The sequence below is a fragment of the Acinetobacter sp. KB005 genome, from assembly GCF_049949095.1.
GTDB classification, from domain to species: domain Bacteria; phylum Pseudomonadota; class Gammaproteobacteria; order Pseudomonadales; family Moraxellaceae; genus Acinetobacter; species Acinetobacter calcoaceticus.
Genome location: NZ_CP188191.1, coordinates 3,593,946 through 3,612,229, shown reverse-complemented (window position 1 = coordinate 3,612,229; position 18,284 = coordinate 3,593,946). Strand labels below are relative to the sequence as shown.

The window sequence follows — 18,284 nt, the reverse complement described above, 5'->3', positions numbered from 1 at the left end:
TATAACAATGAGATATAAGATTTTGATTTACATTAAGTTTAAAATTAGATAAAAAGTCTAAATTACTATTACATACTTCACGCTAGGGTTTGAAATAGTAAGCAAGTCATTTGGAGGAAATACATTGGGAAATCGTGATAAACATTTACTCACTCAACTAGATACAATCGCGAAGGGGTTAAGTGAAACTCTATTTCCATTTTGCGAAGTTGTTGTCCATGACTTAACAAATCCTGAACATGCCATACTCTCAATACACAATAATTTATCTGGTCGAAAAATTGGAGATCCAGCAACAGAGTTAGGGCTGGCAAGAATTATGTCTCCAGAATTTCCAAATCTTATTTCAAACTATGCAAACCAGTTTGCAGATGGCCGCCCCGCAAAAAGTACTTCGATTGGTATTAAAGATGAAGAGGGCGAATATGTGGCCGCTTTATGTATGAATATTGATTTAACCCTATTTAGGGGCATGCAAAGCGCTTTAGACCAGTTTACTAAAATTGAAACTGACAACATTATTGAAAATTTGGAACCGAATGGGTCTGAAGCAATTCGAAGATATATCGATCAATTTGCATCAAAACATGCCACTACGCCGCGTATGTTAAAACTCAATGAGCGAAAACAATTAATACACGAGTTAAAGAATAATGGTTTATTAGACATTAAAAAGGCTGTAGAGACGGTTGCACAACATTTAGGTATATCAAGAGCGAGTGCCTATTTGTATGTGAAGGAAACTTAAAATAGTTTATTTTAATGTGTGTTTAGCTTGATCAAGGAGGTCATTATTTGAAGTTATTTATTATTGTGTTTATTGCGATTTTTTCCAGTATTGGTCTGATCTGTTTAATTGCACTGCTTAGAAATTTAAAAAATTCTTCGTCATCTGGCGAGCATGATTATTCATCTTCTTCAACCCATCATTTTCACGATAATAGCCCTAGTCATCATAGCTCTAGTTATTCAAATGACTGTTCATCATCATCTTCAGATTCGGGAGGATGTGATGGGGGCGGTGGTGGTGGAGATTAAAAAAGCCCTTTTGTTCAAAGGGCTTTTGATTAATTTAAGGTAAGTCGAACCAAATAAATTGACTATCTTCGTTTGCCTGAATCGTCGCTTTATCCTCAAATACGAAAGCATCGCCTGCTTTAACTTCTTGATCGCCAATGCGGATTACACCTGAAATAACGTGGATATAATTCACTTTTTTAACCGGATCAACACTTAACTCATGTCCTTTTTCCAATACGGCAGATTTTACTTCTGCATTTTGGCGAATATGCATTGGTGCATTTGCATCAGGTCCTGCAATTAAATGCCATTTATTTGGATCTTTACGTGGGTCAAGACTAATTTGTTGGTAATTGGGCTCTGCATCTCTTACATCTGGAATAATCCAGATCTGTAATAAATGTACAGGCGTATCAGTGTTGTTAACTTCACTGTGGGCAACACCTGTGCCAGCACTCATGAGTTGCCATTCACCTGCTTTAATTTGACCTTCATTTCCCATCGTGTCACGGTGTGAAATTGCACCATCTAGCACACAGGTTAAGATTTCCATATTGTCATGCGAGTGCGTACCGAAACCATTATGCGCATCAATTCTGTCGTCATTAATGACTCGTAAAGCACTGACACCCATATATTTAGGGTTGTACCAGCTACCAAATGAAAAGCTATGATATGACTCTAACCAACCCGCTTTTACATGACCTCGATCTTCACCACGATGTACGTAAGCATTCATGATCTAATCTCCCAAATTTTTATTTATCTCTTGAGAAATATATTAACGCTCTATATGGGGGAGAAAAATAGGATTACTGCAACATGTCGTTTCAAAATTGATATGATTCTTGGATTTTTTGTTTTAGTGTTGCATTTTTGATAATAAAAAAACCTGCCATAGAGGCAGGTCTTTTAAAGAATATATTGATTACTCAAGGAATTTAACAGTTACGCCAGAACGTACTTTATTTCCTAAATCGTTTGCATCCCAGTTTGTTAAACGGATACAACCGTGTGATGCTGTTTTAGAAATCAAAGATGGATTTGGTGTTCCGTGAATACCGAATGATTTTTTACTTAAACCAATCCAGATATTACCTACTGGAGCATTCGGGCCAGGTGGTAAAGAAAGAGGTTTTAAGTTTTTACCTTGTACGAAGTTCGAAGGTGAATAGCTGTACCAAGGGTTACGAGCCACACCAACTACCTTGTAAGTACCGGCCGGAGAAGGCGTATCAGTACTGCCAATTGTTGCAGGAAATGAGGCAATCATTTGGTTCCGGCTATTGAAGAGATACAATTGTTTTGCACCTTTATGGGCAATAATCAAATGAATGTCTTCTGGTAAATCATTGCGTACGTTTGGAACAATGATTTTTTCACCCGCTTTTTTGAATGTCGCAGTCGGGTTAATTTTCTTTAAGAAAGCTTCATCAATATGAAACTTCTCGCCCAACATTTCGGTTACACGGGTGTAGTACAAACCTTTCATTTTAGCTTGCAATGCGTAGTCAGAAGGAATCGACTCAGCATATGGGCCTTTTAGGTCAGCATCAGAAATTGTGTATTCAATAAATGCTGGCTTGGTTTGTTTAGCAACCAATGCATCCCAAGTTTCTTTGGTCAGGTCACCAGTAGGTGATAAACCATTCATTTGTTGGAATGAAGAAATTGCTTTTAATGTATTTTTACCGCTCATGCCGTCAATTGCACCAGGCGAAGCATGTGCATTATTGAGCATTACATGTGCACGCGCATAAACTGGAAGTTGGCCTTTACCAATATTTTCAGACCATTCTGCCGAGTTTAAGCTATCTAAAGTCCATGATGCAGCGGTTGTCGCAGGAGCCGTAGATGCAGCAGTGCTTTTAGCAACAGCTGGAGTAGACGCCGCGATGCCTGATTCAGCATTTGGATCTTCAGTTTTCTGTAAATTTTGTAATGTTGTTGACGCTCGATTTAAGTCGTTTTGTTCTTGAGCGGTAATTTGTGTCGAAGCTTGAGCTTTTACAGTTGAAGCTGCATCTACTGCTAAAGGATCAATCGGATCTTCTACAGGAGCTGATACCTTTTTAGGGTTCAGGGGTTGCTCAGTTGTTGAAGCAGCAAAAGCAACATTAGCAATAATACAACTTAAACTCATAGCGAGTAATGAGCGAACAAACATGTAATTCAACCTTAAGAATTTTCATATAAGCAATAGGGGATTGATCTAATCTCAAAGTGCATAAAACTACCAATAACTCATTTCTATGAGCCCAAGATTGGCAATTTAGTGATTAAAAGAATATCAATGACCCCAATGTAACATGTTGCAAGTATTGCAGAAAAGCCCACAGCTTGCAGTAGAGTTTTGTGTAAATATGCATTTTTTAGTAGATTGACGAGTTTTTTGTGTGAAATTGAAATTATAAAAATGTCTCTGTTTTTGATATGATGCTGCCACATAAAGAAGATAGAGATTGGTAATGACGACTTTGAAAAATGATCGTTTCCTCCGTGCTTTGTTACGCGAACCTGTAGATACCACTCCGGTATGGATGATGCGTCAAGCAGGGCGTTATTTGCCTGAATATCGTGAAACACGTTCAAAAGCAGGTGATTTCCTATCTTTATGTAAAAATACAGATTTTGCCTGTGAAGTGACCTTACAACCTTTGCGTCGCTATGATTTAGATGCAGCAATTTTATTTTCAGATATTCTAACAATTCCAGATGCACTGGGTTTAGGTCTTTATTTTGAAACAGGTGAAGGACCAAAATTTCATAAAACAGTGCGTACTGAACAAGATGTGGCGAATTTACCTAAGTTAAATGCAAAATCAGACCTTGATTATGTCATGAACGCTGTAAGTACAATTCGCTCTGCTTTAGGTGGTCAGGTTCCCCTGATTGGTTTTTCTGGTAGCCCTTGGACTCTAGCAACTTATATGGTTGAAGGTGGTTCAAGTAAAGAGTTCCGTTTTACCAAGCAAATGATGTACGCCCAACCTGAAGTTTTGCATGCTTTGCTTGATCATTTAGCAGACTCTGTAATTGACTATTTAAATGCTCAAATTGATGCAGGTGCTCAGGCGATCCAGATCTTTGATAGCTGGGGCGGGGCATTGGCACATCGTGAATATGTCGAATTCTCTTTAAACTATATGAATAAAATCATTGCTGGTTTGCAACGTGAAAAAGACGGTCGACGTATTCCTATCATTGTGTTCACTAAAGGTGGCGGTCAATGGTTGGAACCAATGATTAGCACAGGTGCAGATGCATTAGGTTTAGATTGGACTACGCGATTAGATACAGCTCGAACTACGGTGGCTGGACGCGTAGCTTTACAAGGGAATCTTGATCCGGCTGTTTTATATGGTTCGGCTGCTTCAATTGAAAAAGCAGTGAAAGCCATGTTGGATGACGCATACGCAAATGGTGAAAAGACGGGTTACATTGCTAACTTAGGCCATGGGATTACTCAGTGGGTAGACCCTGCACAACCAAAAATCTTTGTAGATACAGTGCATGAGTATAGTGCTAAATATCTAGGATAGTTTTTGTGCAATATCTAACTTTACCGTTTCAATTTATCGGCAAGGCTGTTTCGGCAGCCTTGTTTGGTATTTTGCTTTTAATTGCTTTTGCCTTAACAGCACCGATGGGAAGCCATGAATATATGGGGTTCTATCGTTATGATTATTTACTCATCTATGCTGTGCTGATCCAGATCTGTCTATTGTATTTAAAACTTGAATCATGGGCAGAAGCCAAAGTCATTGCTTTATTTCATGTCATGGCGATGGTCATGGAAATATTTTTGACTCATCCTGCAATTGCTTCATGGCAATATCCGCAGCCCGCCGTATTTAAAATTTTAACAGTGCCGTTATTTGCTGGTTTCATGTATTCGGCTGTAGGTAGCTTCTTCGCACGTTCAATACGACTGTTTCAAGTGTCTTTTGAAAAGCTTCCAAATTTTGGAACTATGCTATTACTGGCATTTTTCTCATATATAAATTTTATGAGTAAATTTTTTGTTCCCGATATTCGCTATATTTTATTCGCGATTAGTATTTTTATTTTCTGGAAAACAAAACTTTATTTTCAAATAAATGAACATAAATTTAAAATCCCGATGCTACCGATATTATTGACGCTCGCATTTATCATCTGGATTGCTGAAAATATAAGTACATTTTATAAAATTTGGCTCTATCCAAGTCAGGTTGATGCTTGGCATATGGTGGGGTGGGGCAAGCTTGGGTCGTGGTATTTATTATTACTTTTAAGCTTGGTATTGGTTCTTAAAATATTAGGTAATCGAGATAATCAAGGTAATTGGAATTTAAGGTAAATTTTTCTTTAGCACTTTTCATCATATTGTTTATTTTTTAATTGCTAAATCGTAGCCTTCTCGCTATCTTTAATATCGTGTAATAAAAATTACACATAACAATACAAGACATAAGAAACAATCAATAATGATTTTTGGAGATATACATCTATGTTAAAAAAAATAGCTTTAGCTGCATTGTTAGCAGCTGGTTCAAGTGTTGCAATGGCTGACAACGATGTGGGTTGTGGTGTGGGTACACAAGTATGGGCTGGCAAAAAAGGAGTAGCGCCTAAGATTCTTGCTGCAACAACAAACGGTATTTTTACTAACCAATTATTAGGGATCACTTTCGGTACTTTAGGCTGCCGTCAAGGCGGGACAGTAACAGCGCAAGTTGTAACATTCACAAATGAAAATGCAGAAGCTTTAGCACGTGATATGGCAGTAGGCCAAGGTGAAAGCCTGAACGTACTTGCTGAGTTAATGCAAATTAAACCTCAAGATAAAGACCGTTTCTTTAAAGTTTCAAAAGCAAACTTTGGTGAAATCTATTCAGCAAATAATCAAAATACCCTTCAAGTTTTAGCATCATTACAAACTGTAATGGCTAAAGACGACGTTTTAAAAGCTTACGTATAAGTTTGAAATTGAAAACCCTGTCGTATGGCAGGGTTTTTCTTATATTTAATGATAAAAATTGATGAGCTTAATGAAGTCAGTTGTTTTAGTTTTTGCCTCTTTGGCAGTTAATATTGCGTATTCAGCAGATATAAATCCATCTATTCAAAAATATTGGTCCATTGCAGAACAAAAAAATTTAGATCAAGACATCACATGGCAAAGGCTCATGTATGCGAATAAAAACCATAAAAGTGACGTCACTTATTCTGGTTATTTCATGTCAGAAAATGGGAAAAATAATTTAAAAGAAGAACTAAAAGCTGACATCTCGGCATTATTTATACCTGCTCAAGATAATCAGTCGATTCGTTGTAAGTTTCCGGCTCGAAGCCAATGGCTCATACAAAAAGTAGGTATTCAAGAAAATGAATTGCCTAAAGTTAAATGTTCAGAATTTGAAAACTGGATTGGACAGATTAAGCCTTATAAAGCCACATTAATTTATGCGACAGATTTTATGGGCAACCCTAGCTCAATGTTTGGTCATACTTTATTGCGTTTAGACCCCAAAGATCAGCAGCAATTAAATTTAGTCTCTTACGCCGTAAATTATGCAGCAACTGTGGCGGGGAATGACAACTGGTCATATGCATGGAAAGGTTTAACAGGGCAATATCCGGGTGAATATTCACTTATGCCTTATTATCGTAAGGTAAAAGAGTACGGTGATTTCGAAAGCCGTGATTTATGGGAATATGAGCTGAAACTTTCCCCTGAAGAAACGCGGTTTTTAGTAAGCCATATTTGGGAAATGCAGCATGTAAGTTTTCCTTATTATTTTGTCAGTGATAACTGTGCCTATAGGTTATTAGGCTTGGTCGATTTAGTAAAACCTGAGTCTAACTTACAAGAAAAGTTTACTTATGCATCTATTCCGATGGAAACCATTAAATCGATGCAACAGCAAGGGCTCACCAAAGCTCCTGTATATCGGCCTGCTTTAGAAACCCAGCTATTGGCCCAAGCTCATCAGCATGGTGCCTCACTCGCGAAGGTTGCACATCAAATTACGATGATGCCAATTAAGCAGTCTTCTGAGGTTTTGAAATCCTTTAGTGAGCAAGATCAGGCCAAAATTCTAGAGATGGCATATGATGATTTATATCTTCAATTTACCAGCCGTAAAATAGAAGAAAGCGTTGCTCAGCCACAGTTGCGCCAGCTTTTAGCACTCAGAAGCCAGATTGATTTAGACAAACAGCGTCAAGAACCTAAACGACCGACAAAAGAGCCCACTCAAGGCCATAATGCACGTAATATTTCAGTGAAAGTTGGTGAAGTCCAAGGCGATAAGTTTATCGAAATTGGTCATCGACAAGCCTATCACGACTTAATAGATCCTCAAGGGGGATACCGTGCTGGGACTCAATTACTTTTTTTAAATGGTAATGCGCAGTGGCGAGATGATCATTTAAAGCTAGAACGTCTTGATCTGTTAGAAGTAAATTCCTATAACCCGATTCAACCTTTTAAAGCACCGCTGAGTTGGGGATTTAACTTAGGCTGGCGTCAGGAAGCAATTCATGATGGAAGCTTTAGTGAAGAAAAACAACACGGTGTGGTAAATTTTAATGCTCAGGTTGGTTACAGTCTTGCAGACTATGAGCGCAAACATATTTGCTATGGGCAACTACAATCCTATCTACAAGCAGGCTCAAATCTAGATAAAGGATGGCGTGTGGGAATGGGCCCGACTTTAGGTTGTATGAATCAGTGGTTTGAACACTTCAACTCTGTGGTGCAAATTGAATTGCCTTATTGGGAAGACCAAAATCAATGGAATTTGAGAGTAAATACTCAATTGCAATATGTGATTAATAGCAATAATGCCGTTCGATTAAACTGGGATTATGAACAACAAAATCATCAAGACTGGATGAAATCTAGTTTAGGCTACGTTTGGTTCTTTTAAGTAGTATTAGCAAGAAAAAAGAGAAATGAGATTATTCATTTCTCTTTTTTGTTTTTCAGAAAAGACAATTATTTCTTAATCGCGTTTAGTACAGCATAAGCCGCTTTAATACGTTCTTCATTTGGAATGCGTTTATTGGTTAACATGACTAAACCAATATTTTCTTTGGGAATAAACACGACATAAGTTCCAAATCCGTTAGTTGAACCAGTTTTATGGAACATCTTGATTGAAGGTTCTTTTGAAATAGCAGTCACTTTATTAGGTTTCATCACGATTTGTTCAGAGTTACTGTCTAATAAAGTCTGTAAAGGTGCTGGATAAGAGAATTCTTCCCAGCCTAATGCTTGATACATCGTACCTACTTGGTAGAAACCTTGATGTGTCTCATTAATTGCCTGTTGAATATCAGTCGGATATTTTTGTGGATTTAGATTGGCACTAACGAAACTCAGCATATCAGGTAATGTAGATTTAACGCCGTATGCAGGAGCATCTAATGGTCCAGGGGTGACGCGAATCGGCTGATTTTCTTGGTTATAGCCAAATGCATAGTTTTGCATCTGGGTTTTAGGAACATTCACATAGCTATGTTTTAAGTGAAGAGACGGAAAAATTGTCTTTTCTAAAACCTGACTAAAAGGCTGGTTCATCGATAAGCCTACAACTTTTCCAAATAGGCCAATACTTGGGTTTGAATATTGTCTATATTCACCAATTTGGTTTTTAGGTTTCCAGTCTTTGAAAAAGGTTAAAACTTGTTGGTCTGTTTGAACTTCATCTGGAAACTGTAAGCCAAGGTTGCCACTCGTATAGGTTGCAAGTTGAAGTAGGTTCACTCGGTCAATCGGTGTATTTTTTAACTCTTTCCAGTATTTTCCTGGGGTGTCTTCAAAAGAGATTTTTCCTTTCGTTTTGGCATATCCACCTGCCGTGGCAGTAAATAATTTACTGACTGAACCTAGCTCAAAAATCGTATTGCTATTTACGGATTTTTTATCTTGAACCGATTGTAGGCCATAATACATTTCGTACTTTTTATTGTTTTGGATGATACCAACCGCCATACCGGGAACGTCATATTTTTCTAATAATGGTTTAAAGTTCTGATCAACAACTTTCTTGATATCTTGTTCTTTTGATGTGTTACCTGCATAAATTGAGGTATTAAAAATAAAAAGAGAAGGTAGAATTAAGTAAGAAACTTTTTTGAATCGCATTATCAACTCATCAAACATTTTAAAGTGAAGGGACGTACTTTTATAACAAAAATCACATAATTTAATTGTTATGTTTTATAGAATAAACGCTGTATTTAGATATAAAAAAACCCAACTAAGTTGGGCTTTTAAATTTATCACTAAAAAGAATTTAGTAACTTTCTGGTACTGCACTCAAGAACTCACGTCGTGATTCTTTATCGGTTTTAAAGTCTCCGATAAATGAAACTGTACGAGTAGTTGACTCTTGTTTGCCCACACCACGCATCATCATGCACATATGTGCTGAATCGATGACGACAGCAACACCTCGAGCACCAGTCACTTCAGCCACAGCTTCTGCGATTTGCTGAGTCAAGTTTTCCTGAATTTGCAAACGGCGTGCAAACATTTCAGTAATACGTGCAAATTTTGATAAGCCAAGAACCTTGCCTTCCGGTAGATAGGCAATATGAACACGGCCATAGAACGGGAGGAGATGATGTTCGCAAAGCGAATAGAATTCAATATTCTTCACCAATACCATTTCATGGTTATCTGATGGGAAAACAGCATTATTGGTGACTTCTTCTAAAGTTTTACTATAGCCAGAAGTTAAATATGAAAAAGCTTTAGCCGCACGCACAGGCGTATCTTTAAGGCCGGGACGATTAAGATCTTCACCGACGGCAGTCAGAATATTTGCGTACGATTGCTGCATTGACATAAGACGTATAAATTTACTCTATTAGACAAGCTCGGCATTGTATCAGAAACATAACCAGATGTTCATAACTCGACGCACTATATTTATTTTGGTTTTGCGCGCGTTTAATAAAAGATGAATAAATTTCATGTTTTTTATCGTTAATAGTCAAGAGTTTGAACATGAAATATGCATTTAATGTTGGTAAGTTCTAAATGAGCGCCTAGTGGCATCATATTTGCACAGATGCAGTGTTATAGAGCATAAGGATAAAACATGTCAGAACGTCCAATCACCTTTTTTTTCCGTGGTGGTCAGCAGCAAGTGGAAAATGTATTACCTACCATGACGGTTTTACAATTTCTGCGAGAATATACCCAAACTGGTAAGACTAGGCAGACCGGTACAAAAGAGGGCTGTGCTGAGGGCGATTGTGGTGCATGTACAGTCGTGATTGGTGAGTTGGTCAATGACAGCTTGCAATTGCGGAGTGTGAATGCCTGTATTCAGTTTTTACCGACTTTAGATGGTAAGGCCTTATTTACAGTAGAAGATCTTCATACGTTATTGCCTACTCAGGCTGGGACACTTCATCCAGTACAACAGGCGATGGTCGATTTGCATGGTTCACAATGCGGTTTTTGTACGCCCGGTTTTATCATGTCGTTATGGTCAATGTATGAAAATGAACAACATTCTCCGAGCAAAGATCAAATCAGCGATTATCTTTCTGGAAACTTGTGTCGATGTACAGGCTATCGACCTATTTTAGATGCAGCACAAAAAGCTTATGACTATCCACGTGTTGTATTAGAACGTCAAAAAGTACTTGATGTATTAAAAGAGATCAAAGCATTACCTGCATTGCATTTGAATGATCATGGCCAGCAATTTTTTGCACCAAAGACTTTACAGGATTTTGCCGCTTTACGTTTGCAATTGCCGCAAGCGCGTATTGTCGCTGGTAGCACAGATGTCGGTTTGTGGGTAACCAAGCAGGGCCGTGATTTAGGCGACATGCTTTATATCGGTCAGGTTGAAGAGCTGAAAAAGATTGTAGTTACCGAGCATGCTTTAACGATTGGGGCAAATGTAAGTTTGAGTGATGCACTTATCAAAATTTCAGATTTTTATCCTGACTTTCAAGAATTACAGCGCCGTTTTGCTTCTATGCCTATTAAAAATGCGGGAACCCTAGGTGGAAATATTGCTAATGGTTCACCTATTGGTGACTCAATGCCGGCATTAATTACGCTAGATACACGATTGATTTTACGTGTAGGTGAACAGACTCGTGAAATCGCCTTGGAAGATTTTTATCTAGATTATCAAAAAACAGCATTACAGCTTGGCGAGTTTGTTGAAGCGATTGTTATCCCACTTCGTGAAGGGCAGACACGCTTTAAATTTGCCAGCTATAAAATTGCCAAACGTTTTGAGCAAGATATTTCTGCGGTATGTGCGGCTATTTCATGCGAGTTAGATACTCATTACGTCGCTCACAATGTAAGAATTGCTTTTGGTGGCATGGCTGCTATTCCCAAACGTGCAAAATACGCAGAAGCCATATTGGAAGGTCGGCAACTTTCAGCGGAATTGATGGTTCAGGCACAGCAAGTGTTGTCGCAAGACTATCAGCCTCTAGATGATGGACGGGCTAGCTCGGCATATCGTTTACAAGTCGCGAAAAACTGTTTACAGCGGTTTTATGTAGAAAAAATCCTGTCTCAAGCGATCACTCGTGTGAATGACTTGATTGCTCTGGTGGAGATCTAACATGAATCAAACCATTGACTTAAGTGTTTCTAAAAAATCTGCTAAAGCAGGCGACTCGATTCCACACGAAAGTGCACATTTACATGTGACTGGGCAGGCAACCTATATCGACGATTTACCTGAGCTTGAAAATACATTACATCTAGCAGTCGGATTTTCAAGTTGTGCCAAAGGTAAAATCAGTAAGTTTGATTTGGATGCAGTACGTCAGGCCAATGGTGTCCATGCAGTTTTTTCAGCAAAGGATATTGAGGTTGAAAACAATTGGGGACCAATTGTTAAAGATGACCCGATTTTTGTTGAGGAGCAGGTCGAATTTTATGGACAAGCCTTGTTTGTGGTTGTTGCCGAGAGTTATCAGCAAGCCCGTCAGGCAGTTCGGTTGGCAAAAATTGAGTATGTGCCAGAAACCCCGATTTTAACAATTCAAGATGCGATTGAAAAAGAATCGTGGGTGTTACCGCCTGTTGAATTTAGTCATGGTGAAGTTGAACAGGCATTTCAAAATGCTGCACATCAACTTTCAGGTGCTATTGAGTTGGGTGGGCAAGAGCATTTTTACCTAGAGGGACAGATTTCCTATGCGATTCCACAAGAAAATCAGGGCCTAAAAGTCTATTGCTCGACACAACATCCAACAGAAATGCAGTTGCTGATTTGTCATGCATTAGGCATGAATATGCATCAGGTAAGTGTGGAAAGCCGCCGTATGGGTGGTGGTTTTGGCGGTAAAGAATCTCAGTCGGCACAATGGGCATGCATTGCATCATTGGCCGCAGAGAAAACAGGCCGTCCGTGTAAGTTACGTTTAGATCGTGATGATGACATGAGTGCCACAGGTAAACGTCACGGTTTTGCTTATGAGTGGTCTGTGGCTTTTGATGACACTGGTATTTTGCAAGCCTTAAAAGTGCAATTGGCTTCAAACTGCGGCTTTTCGGCTGATCTTTCTGGGCCAGTGAATGAACGAGCAATTTGCCATATTGGCAATGCCTATTATTTAAATGCAGTTGAGCTACGTAACTTACGTTGTAAAACCAACACTGTGTCCAATACCGCATATCGTGGTTTTGGTGGGCCGCAAGGCATGTTTGTCATTGAAAATATTATTGATGACATTGCTCGTTATTTAGATTGTGATCCGGTTGAAATTCGTCAGCGTAATTTCTTTGCCGAAGAGCCCGGTGCCGGACGTGATCGTATGCATTATGGGGCAGAAGTCCGTGATAATGTTGCTCCTCGACTGGTGGCCGAATTGTTGCAAAGTAGTGATTATGCGAAACGTAAACAGACCATTCATACCTTTAATCAGAATAATGACATCATTAAACGCGGTATTGCGTTAACACCATTAATGTTCGGTATTTCGTTTAACGCCGTGCATTACAATCAAGCTGGTGCATTGGTCTATGTGTATATGGATGGCACTGTCTCTATTACGCATGGCGGTACAGAAATGGGACAGGGGCTATATACCAAAGTACGGCAGATTGCTGCGCATGAGTTGGGTTTACCAATTGATAGTGTTCGCTTAATTGCAACCGATACTTCTCGTGTGCCAAATACTTCGGCAACTGCAGCATCGAGTGGAGCGGATTTAAATGGTAAAGCTGTGCAAAATGCCTGTATTAAAATTCGTGAGCGTCTGGCAAAACTTGCAGCAGAAATAAGTCAAAGTGATGCTGAGCAAGTCCAGTTTGAAGATAGTATGGTTTCAACAGCGAATGGACATTCATGGACATTTCCTGACTTAGTTCAACGGGCATATATGGCACGGGTGCAACTATGGGACAGTGGTTTTTATAAAACACCAGAAATTCACTACGATCAGGTCAACCATTTAGGGCGTCCATTTTTCTATTATGCCTATGGTGCAGCAGTCAGTGAGGTCGCAATAGATACCTTAACTGGGGAAATGAAAGTATTACGTGCTGACATTTTGCATGACGTTGGTCGGTCGATTAACCCTGCAATTGATATTGGGCAAATTGAAGGTGGCTTTGTTCAAGGGATGGGGTGGCTCACCACAGAAGAGTTGTATTGGCAGCCACAAGGCCCACATGTAGGACGCTTGTTTACGCATGCACCTTCAACTTACAAAATCCCGACCAGTTTTGATATTCCTCATATTTTTAACGTCAAACTGTTTAATAACCAAAATCAGGCAGACACCATCTATCGCTCCAAAGCGGTAGGTGAACCTCCATTTATGTTGGCATTATCTGTTTTCTCTGCAATTCGTCAGGCGGTACAGGCGGCTATTCCAGAAAATGCACCGCTCGTACTTAATGCGCCAGCAACTGCCGAAGAAATTTTAAGTGCAATTGCTATTGGACGGGGACAAACTTTGGCTGACCGCCCACAAGCTAAAATGTAGAAGATTATGCAACATTTACAATGGTGGACTGATTTTGTGGCGTGGCAAGCCGATGCTGTGCCTATGGTATTGGTCACAGTGGTACGCGCTGATGGGTCAACACCACGAGAAGTTGGTGCAACAATGTTATTGCGGCTCAATTTGCAACAACAATGGCAGCAGTCGGATACGATCGGGGGCGGGCATCTGGAGTTTCAGGCTATTGATATTGCGAAAGCAATGTTAAGAGAAACGGAAGCTTGTGTGAGGCGTGTTGAGCGATTTAACCTTAGTGCTCGGTTGGGGCAGTGTTGTGGTGGAGTAATGTGGTTATTGTTTGAAAAAATATCACCCGCTGTAATTACCTCAGATTTATCCAATTGTTTGCAAGCATGGCGAGCCGGACATCGTATATGGCGTACAGTCTCAGATCAACATGCATCCATTTGGCAGATTGTGGATATGAACAAGGAACAGCAACCATGTTTCGAGCTTCAGCCTGCCAGCAGTGACCAATGGCAATTTGACCAGCAGATTCAACCTTATCCCATGCAAGTGCTGATTTGTGGCGCGGGGCATGTGGGTGAAGCAATTGTCCGTTGTTTATTGCCTATTGGTGTTAGTGTGAAATGGATTGATCCGCGTGATGATATTTTCCCATCGGACTTACTGGAACAGGTGCAATGTTTAACGACAGATACATTGGATGTCGAGATTGAACATTTCGACCGTTCAGGTGCAGTTTTAATTTTAACCCATGATCATCAACTAGATCTGCAACTGTGCTTTGCAGCTTTAAAACCTGCGCCAAAGCCATTTGCTTATGTTGGGATGATTGGTTCAAAAAGTAAAAGGGCCATTTTTGAGAAACGTATGCTGACGCGTGGTTATACTTCAGAAGCATTACAATGTTTAGTTTGCCCGATCGGGATAGAAGGGATTTCATCGAAACAACCTGCAACGATCGCCGTTGCAGTGGTTGCTCAATTATTGCAGGTGTTTGATGTGAAGAAATGATCTTTTGGGATCATTTCTTTTGTTCGAACTTTGGATTTTTTTCTGCACGTTTAAGCAGTACGAGAACGGCACCTGTGCCGCCTTGATTTTCAGGTGCACTTACAAAAGCTAAAACATCGCGGTGCTGACGTAGCCATCCGTTGACATAGGTTTTTAAAACAGCTTCTGGGCCTTTACCATGTACAATCTTGACAACATTTTGATTTTCATCTTTTGCCATCTGGATAACTTGTAAAACTGCGTCACGTGCTTGCTCAATCGTACATCCGTGTAAATCTACAGCTTCAAACCAGCGCATTCTTCCAGCTTTTAAGTCTTCGAAAACTTTATGCTGAAGTGTGGCAATGCGATAGCTTAGCGTTGCTTGACTTGCTACAGGGTTTAGAGCGGCTTGAGTGTCTGATAACTCGGCATGTTCAGTTTCACGACCACCTTCTGCAGCTGCACGTTTAGCGAGTGTTTGAGCATCAATTTTTTTTGTGCGAGGCGTTCTTACATTAGCAATATTACTATTGTTGATGGGCTTAACGCCTGCTAGAGCACTTTGAAACAGGTTTGCATCTTCCAATTCTTCAGACTCAGCCTGAGGTTTTGGGGCCTCAGACTGACTTGCGATTTTGCTTGAATGAGGATTGGAGATTTGCTTTTTAAATTGCTTCAGTAACTTTTGTTGCTCTTTAGAAAGCGATGAATCTTTATTACTCATATATCTTCTATTAAACCGTTTGGGGTTGTCCAAAAAGGGCGGTAAAGGCTTGATCTGGTCTTGGTTGTTTCATAAAACTTTCGCCAACCAAGAAGGTGTGAATATCATTTTCTTGCATCATACGAACATCATCTGGAGTGGCAATACCACTTTCAGTCACAAGTAAACGTGATGATGGAAGCAAGTTTTTCAAACGAATTGAGGTATTTAAATCTACATCAAAGGTTTTTAAATTACGGTTATTCACACCTAATACACATTGCTCAGACAACTTTAAAGCACGTTCCAGTTCTTCTTCGTCGTGAACTTCAACCAATACATCAAGCTGATGTTCAAAAGCAGTTTTAGACATTTCTTCAAGTTGTTGATCTGACAAAGATGCAACAATCAATAAAATACAGTCAGCATGTAATGCACGTGCTTCAACTACATTATATGGATCAATCAGAAAGTCTTTACGTAAAGCAGGTAAAGCACAGTGGCTTCGTGCAATGGCAATATTCTCATCCGCACCTTGAAAAAAATCAACATCAGTTAAAACGGATAAACATGCTGCTCCAGCTTGTTCGTACTGCTCGGCAATTTCAGCAGGATTAAAATCTGCACGAATAATGCCTTTTGACGGAGACGCTTTTTTAATTTCAGCAATTACGGCAGGGCGTTTGTGCTGTAAAGCTTTTGCAAAGCCTCGTACCGGAGTTGCAGCTTTCGCTAGTTCTTCAACATCTTGCAAATTACGTTGTTTTAAACGTGCAGCAAGTTCCTCATGTTTACGGTCAACAATTTTACCTAAAATGGTATTTTGAATATTAATCATGAGAAGTCCTTAATCTGCCTGACATTGTTTTAATGTTTTGGTAAATTCCGCCAAAACACTCATTTTCTCTAATGCTTGTCCGCCATAGATAATATCTTGAGCGAATGTAACAGCTTGAGCATAGGTTTTGGTAATGCCTGAGACATAAATACCTGCACCCGCATTGAGAGCAATCATATTTGCTGCTTTTTCACCAATGTCAGATTTATTTTTACCTAATGCATCTTTAATCAGCTTTAAGCTTGCTGCGGCATCTGCTACCACTAAACCATTTAAGGTTTGTGATTCAATCCCGACATCTTCTGGATTAAGCGTCCATTCGGTAATTTCGCCGTCTTTAAGTTCAGCAATAGCAGTAGGAGCAGCAAGGCTAATTTCATCAAGTCCATCTCTTGAATGAACCACCATGACATGCTCAGCACCAAGTTGCTTCATAACCTCGGCAATTGGACGGCAAAGTTCATCTGAAAATACACCAATTACAAAGCGTTTTACGCCGGCCGGATTCGTAAGCGGGCCGAGTAAATTGAAAATGCTGCGAACACCAAGCTCACGACGTGGGCCAACTGCATATTTCATCGCTTTGTGATGGTTTGGGGCAAATAAAAAGCCTACACCCATCTCACGAATGCAGCGCTCAGTTTGTTCCATATCTAAATCAAGGTTAATACCTGCTTGTTCCAGTAGGTCAGATGAACCTGATTTACTTGAAACGCCTCGATTACCATGCTTTGCAATGGTTGCACCAGCTGCTGCAATCACAAAGCTTGAGGCTGTAGAGACGTTAAATAAATTTTGCCCATCGCCGCCAGTACCGACAATATCAACTAAATATTTGATATCGCTAACATCAATTTTAATAGCGAATTCACGCATAACACGCGCGGCAGCAGTAATTTCGTCAATACTTTCACCTTTCATGCGAAGGCCCATCATCAAAGCACCAATTTGTGCTTCGGTTGCCTCACCTTGCATGATGCTGCGCATAATGTCTTCCATTTGTGGCTGAGTCAGGTGAATATTTTTTGTAATATGGTTAAGTGCTTGTTGAATGTTCATAAATATCACTTATGCATAAATATCTAAAAAGTTTTTAAAGATTTGATGACCATGTTGGCTCAAGATTGATTCTGGATGGAACTGCACACCTTCAACAGGTAGTGTCTTATGTTTAACACCCATAATTTCTTCCATTGAGCCATCTGCTTCATTGGTCCAGCACGTTACTTCAAGGCAATCAGGCAGTGTTTGCTGATCTATGACCAATGAGTGATAACGGGTTGCTGAGAATGGGCTAGGGAGATTACTGAAAATACCTTTATTGCTATGGTACATATCAGATAAACGTCCGTGCATCACCGTTTTGGCTCTTACAATGTTTCCGCCAAAAGCTTGCCCAATACTTTGATGCCCTAAACACACGCCAAGCAAAGGAATTTTTCCGGCAAAGTGGTTAATTGCCGGAATAGAAATACCTGCTTCACTTGGAGAGCATGGGCCAGGACCAATAACCAGATATTTAGGTTGCCATCGTTCAATATCCTCTAATGTGACTTGATCATTGCGAACAACTTTTACTTCCTGATCCAACTCGCCAAAATACTGGACGATGTTGTAGGTAAAAGAGTCGTAATTGTCGATCATTAGAAGCATTTTGAGTCTAACCTCTTGATATATGATATTTATTTAAATAACTGTTTAAATTTTTACCTGTTTAATTACCCGTTTTGATTATCACACCAAAATCGTAGGCAAAAATAAAGCCGCTAT

Annotated in this window: 17 protein-coding genes; 9 read left to right on the top strand and 8 right to left on the bottom strand. The window is 39.6% G+C overall.

The window, feature by feature from the left end:
• Positions 1–124 precede the first annotated feature (124 nt).
• A complete protein-coding gene (locus ACPF64_RS17280; protein WP_004643545.1) occupies positions 125–748 on the top strand; it encodes a helix-turn-helix transcriptional regulator in 624 nt (207 codons plus the stop codon).
• A 47-nt stretch (positions 749–795) separates the two neighbouring features.
• A complete protein-coding gene (locus ACPF64_RS17275; RefSeq protein ID WP_005039096.1) occupies positions 796–1,038 on the top strand; it encodes a hypothetical protein in 243 nt (80 codons plus the stop codon).
• A gap of 34 nt (positions 1,039–1,072) precedes the next feature.
• Here the strand turns inward: ACPF64_RS17275 and ACPF64_RS17270 are convergent, their stop codons facing one another.
• Together ACPF64_RS17270 and ACPF64_RS17265 are read right to left on the bottom strand one after the other, a co-directional pair.
• Positions 1,073–1,759, bottom strand: a complete 687-nt coding sequence (locus ACPF64_RS17270; protein WP_426454770.1) for a pirin family protein — start codon at positions 1,757–1,759, stop codon at positions 1,073–1,075.
• Positions 1,760–1,948: 189 nt separating this feature from the next.
• Positions 1,949–3,187: a L,D-transpeptidase family protein gene (locus ACPF64_RS17265; RefSeq protein WP_151743314.1), complete on the bottom strand. Its 1,239-nt coding sequence runs from the start codon at positions 3,185–3,187 to the stop codon at positions 1,949–1,951.
• A gap of 301 nt (positions 3,188–3,488) precedes the next feature.
• Here ACPF64_RS17265 and hemE point away from each other — a divergent pair, with 301 nt between their 5' ends.
• From hemE to ACPF64_RS17245, 4 genes are all read left to right on the top strand, one after another.
• On the top strand, positions 3,489–4,562 hold the full coding sequence (hemE, locus tag ACPF64_RS17260; RefSeq protein WP_003650543.1) for a uroporphyrinogen decarboxylase: 1,074 nt from the start codon (positions 3,489–3,491) through the stop codon (positions 4,560–4,562).
• A gap of 5 nt (positions 4,563–4,567) precedes the next feature.
• Positions 4,568–5,362, top strand: coding sequence for a DUF817 domain-containing protein (locus tag ACPF64_RS17255; protein WP_005039105.1), 795 nt, complete (start codon positions 4,568–4,570; stop codon positions 5,360–5,362).
• A 150-nt stretch (positions 5,363–5,512) separates the two neighbouring features.
• Positions 5,513–5,983 carry a DUF3015 family protein gene (locus ACPF64_RS17250; RefSeq protein WP_005039106.1) on the top strand — a complete coding sequence of 157 codons (471 nt, stop codon included), beginning with the start codon at positions 5,513–5,515 and terminating at the stop codon, positions 5,981–5,983.
• Between the two features lie 61 nt (positions 5,984–6,044).
• Complete coding sequence (locus ACPF64_RS17245; RefSeq protein ID WP_426454766.1) at positions 6,045–7,937, top strand: DUF4105 domain-containing protein; 1,893 nt, start codon at positions 6,045–6,047, stop codon at positions 7,935–7,937.
• A gap of 68 nt (positions 7,938–8,005) precedes the next feature.
• Here ACPF64_RS17245 and blaADC read toward each other — a convergent pair whose 3' ends face one another.
• Positions 8,006–9,157 carry an ADC family extended-spectrum class C beta-lactamase gene (blaADC, locus tag ACPF64_RS17240; RefSeq protein ID WP_426454764.1) on the bottom strand — a complete coding sequence of 384 codons (1,152 nt, stop codon included), beginning with the start codon at positions 9,155–9,157 and terminating at the stop codon, positions 8,006–8,008.
• A gap of 151 nt (positions 9,158–9,308) precedes the next feature.
• Positions 9,309–9,857, bottom strand: a complete 549-nt coding sequence (gene folE, locus ACPF64_RS17235) for a GTP cyclohydrolase I FolE (protein ID WP_005039113.1) — start codon at positions 9,855–9,857, stop codon at positions 9,309–9,311.
• A 261-nt stretch (positions 9,858–10,118) separates the two neighbouring features.
• Here folE and xdhA point away from each other — a divergent pair, with 261 nt between their 5' ends.
• From xdhA to xdhC, 3 genes are read left to right on the top strand one after another with little or no spacing between them, the layout of a single operon-like run.
• Positions 10,119–11,618 (top strand): xanthine dehydrogenase small subunit, encoded by a 1,500-nt coding sequence (xdhA, locus tag ACPF64_RS17230; protein WP_426454762.1) that lies wholly within the window; start codon positions 10,119–10,121, stop codon positions 11,616–11,618.
• Between the two features lies 1 nt (position 11,619).
• Positions 11,620–13,995, top strand: a complete 2,376-nt coding sequence (gene xdhB / locus ACPF64_RS17225; protein WP_426454760.1) for a xanthine dehydrogenase molybdopterin binding subunit — start codon at positions 11,620–11,622, stop codon at positions 13,993–13,995.
• Positions 13,996–14,001: 6 nt separating this feature from the next.
• Entirely contained in the window at positions 14,002–14,991 is a 990-nt protein-coding gene (gene xdhC, locus ACPF64_RS17220) for a xanthine dehydrogenase accessory protein XdhC (protein ID WP_426454758.1), read from the top strand.
• Between the two features lie 10 nt (positions 14,992–15,001).
• On the opposite strand, the gene ACPF64_RS17215 is transcribed toward xdhC, so the two are convergent.
• Genes ACPF64_RS17215 through ACPF64_RS17200 form a run of 4 tightly spaced genes read right to left on the bottom strand, consistent with a single transcriptional unit; the run spans position 15,002 to position 18,167 of the window.
• Positions 15,002–15,697, bottom strand: a complete 696-nt coding sequence (locus ACPF64_RS17215) for a Smr/MutS family protein (RefSeq protein ID WP_426454756.1) — start codon at positions 15,695–15,697, stop codon at positions 15,002–15,004.
• Positions 15,698–15,707: 10 nt separating this feature from the next.
• On the bottom strand, positions 15,708–16,514 hold the full coding sequence (trpC, locus tag ACPF64_RS17210) for an indole-3-glycerol phosphate synthase TrpC (protein ID WP_017387943.1): 807 nt from the start codon (positions 16,512–16,514) through the stop codon (positions 15,708–15,710).
• A gap of 9 nt (positions 16,515–16,523) precedes the next feature.
• Entirely contained in the window at positions 16,524–17,573 is a 1,050-nt protein-coding gene (gene trpD / locus ACPF64_RS17205; protein WP_005039127.1) for an anthranilate phosphoribosyltransferase, read from the bottom strand.
• 9 nt (positions 17,574–17,582) lie between these two features.
• Positions 17,583–18,167: an anthranilate synthase component II gene (locus ACPF64_RS17200; protein ID WP_003650566.1), complete on the bottom strand. Its 585-nt coding sequence runs from the start codon at positions 18,165–18,167 to the stop codon at positions 17,583–17,585.
• Between the last annotated feature and the right edge of the window lie 117 nt (positions 18,168–18,284).

Excerpts from the sequence above, each read along its gene's own strand:
- ACPF64_RS17200 (WP_003650566.1), bottom strand. The coding sequence starts at position 18,167 with ATGCTTCTAATGATCGACAATTACGACTCTTTTACCTACAACATCGTC.
- folE (WP_005039113.1), bottom strand. The coding sequence starts at position 9,857 with ATGCAGCAATCGTACGCAAATATTCTGACTGCCGTCGGTGAAGATCTT.
- ACPF64_RS17265 (WP_151743314.1), bottom strand. The coding sequence starts at position 3,187 with ATGTTTGTTCGCTCATTACTCGCTATGAGTTTAAGTTGTATTATTGCT.
- ACPF64_RS17245 (WP_426454766.1), top strand. The coding sequence starts at position 6,045 with ATGAGCTTAATGAAGTCAGTTGTTTTAGTTTTTGCCTCTTTGGCAGTT.
- xdhA (WP_426454762.1), top strand. The coding sequence starts at position 10,119 with ATGTCAGAACGTCCAATCACCTTTTTTTTCCGTGGTGGTCAGCAGCAA.
- blaADC (WP_426454764.1), bottom strand. The coding sequence starts at position 9,157 with ATGCGATTCAAAAAAGTTTCTTACTTAATTCTACCTTCTCTTTTTATT.
- xdhC (WP_426454758.1), top strand. The coding sequence starts at position 14,002 with ATGCAACATTTACAATGGTGGACTGATTTTGTGGCGTGGCAAGCCGAT.
- ACPF64_RS17215 (WP_426454756.1), bottom strand. The coding sequence starts at position 15,697 with ATGAGTAATAAAGATTCATCGCTTTCTAAAGAGCAACAAAAGTTACTG.
- hemE (WP_003650543.1), top strand. The coding sequence starts at position 3,489 with ATGACGACTTTGAAAAATGATCGTTTCCTCCGTGCTTTGTTACGCGAA.
- ACPF64_RS17250 (WP_005039106.1), top strand. The coding sequence starts at position 5,513 with ATGTTAAAAAAAATAGCTTTAGCTGCATTGTTAGCAGCTGGTTCAAGT.
- trpD (WP_005039127.1), bottom strand. The coding sequence starts at position 17,573 with ATGAACATTCAACAAGCACTTAACCATATTACAAAAAATATTCACCTG.
- xdhB (WP_426454760.1), top strand. The coding sequence starts at position 11,620 with ATGAATCAAACCATTGACTTAAGTGTTTCTAAAAAATCTGCTAAAGCA.
- ACPF64_RS17270 (WP_426454770.1), bottom strand. The coding sequence starts at position 1,759 with ATGAATGCTTACGTACATCGTGGTGAAGATCGAGGTCATGTAAAAGCG.
- trpC (WP_017387943.1), bottom strand. The coding sequence starts at position 16,514 with ATGATTAATATTCAAAATACCATTTTAGGTAAAATTGTTGACCGTAAA.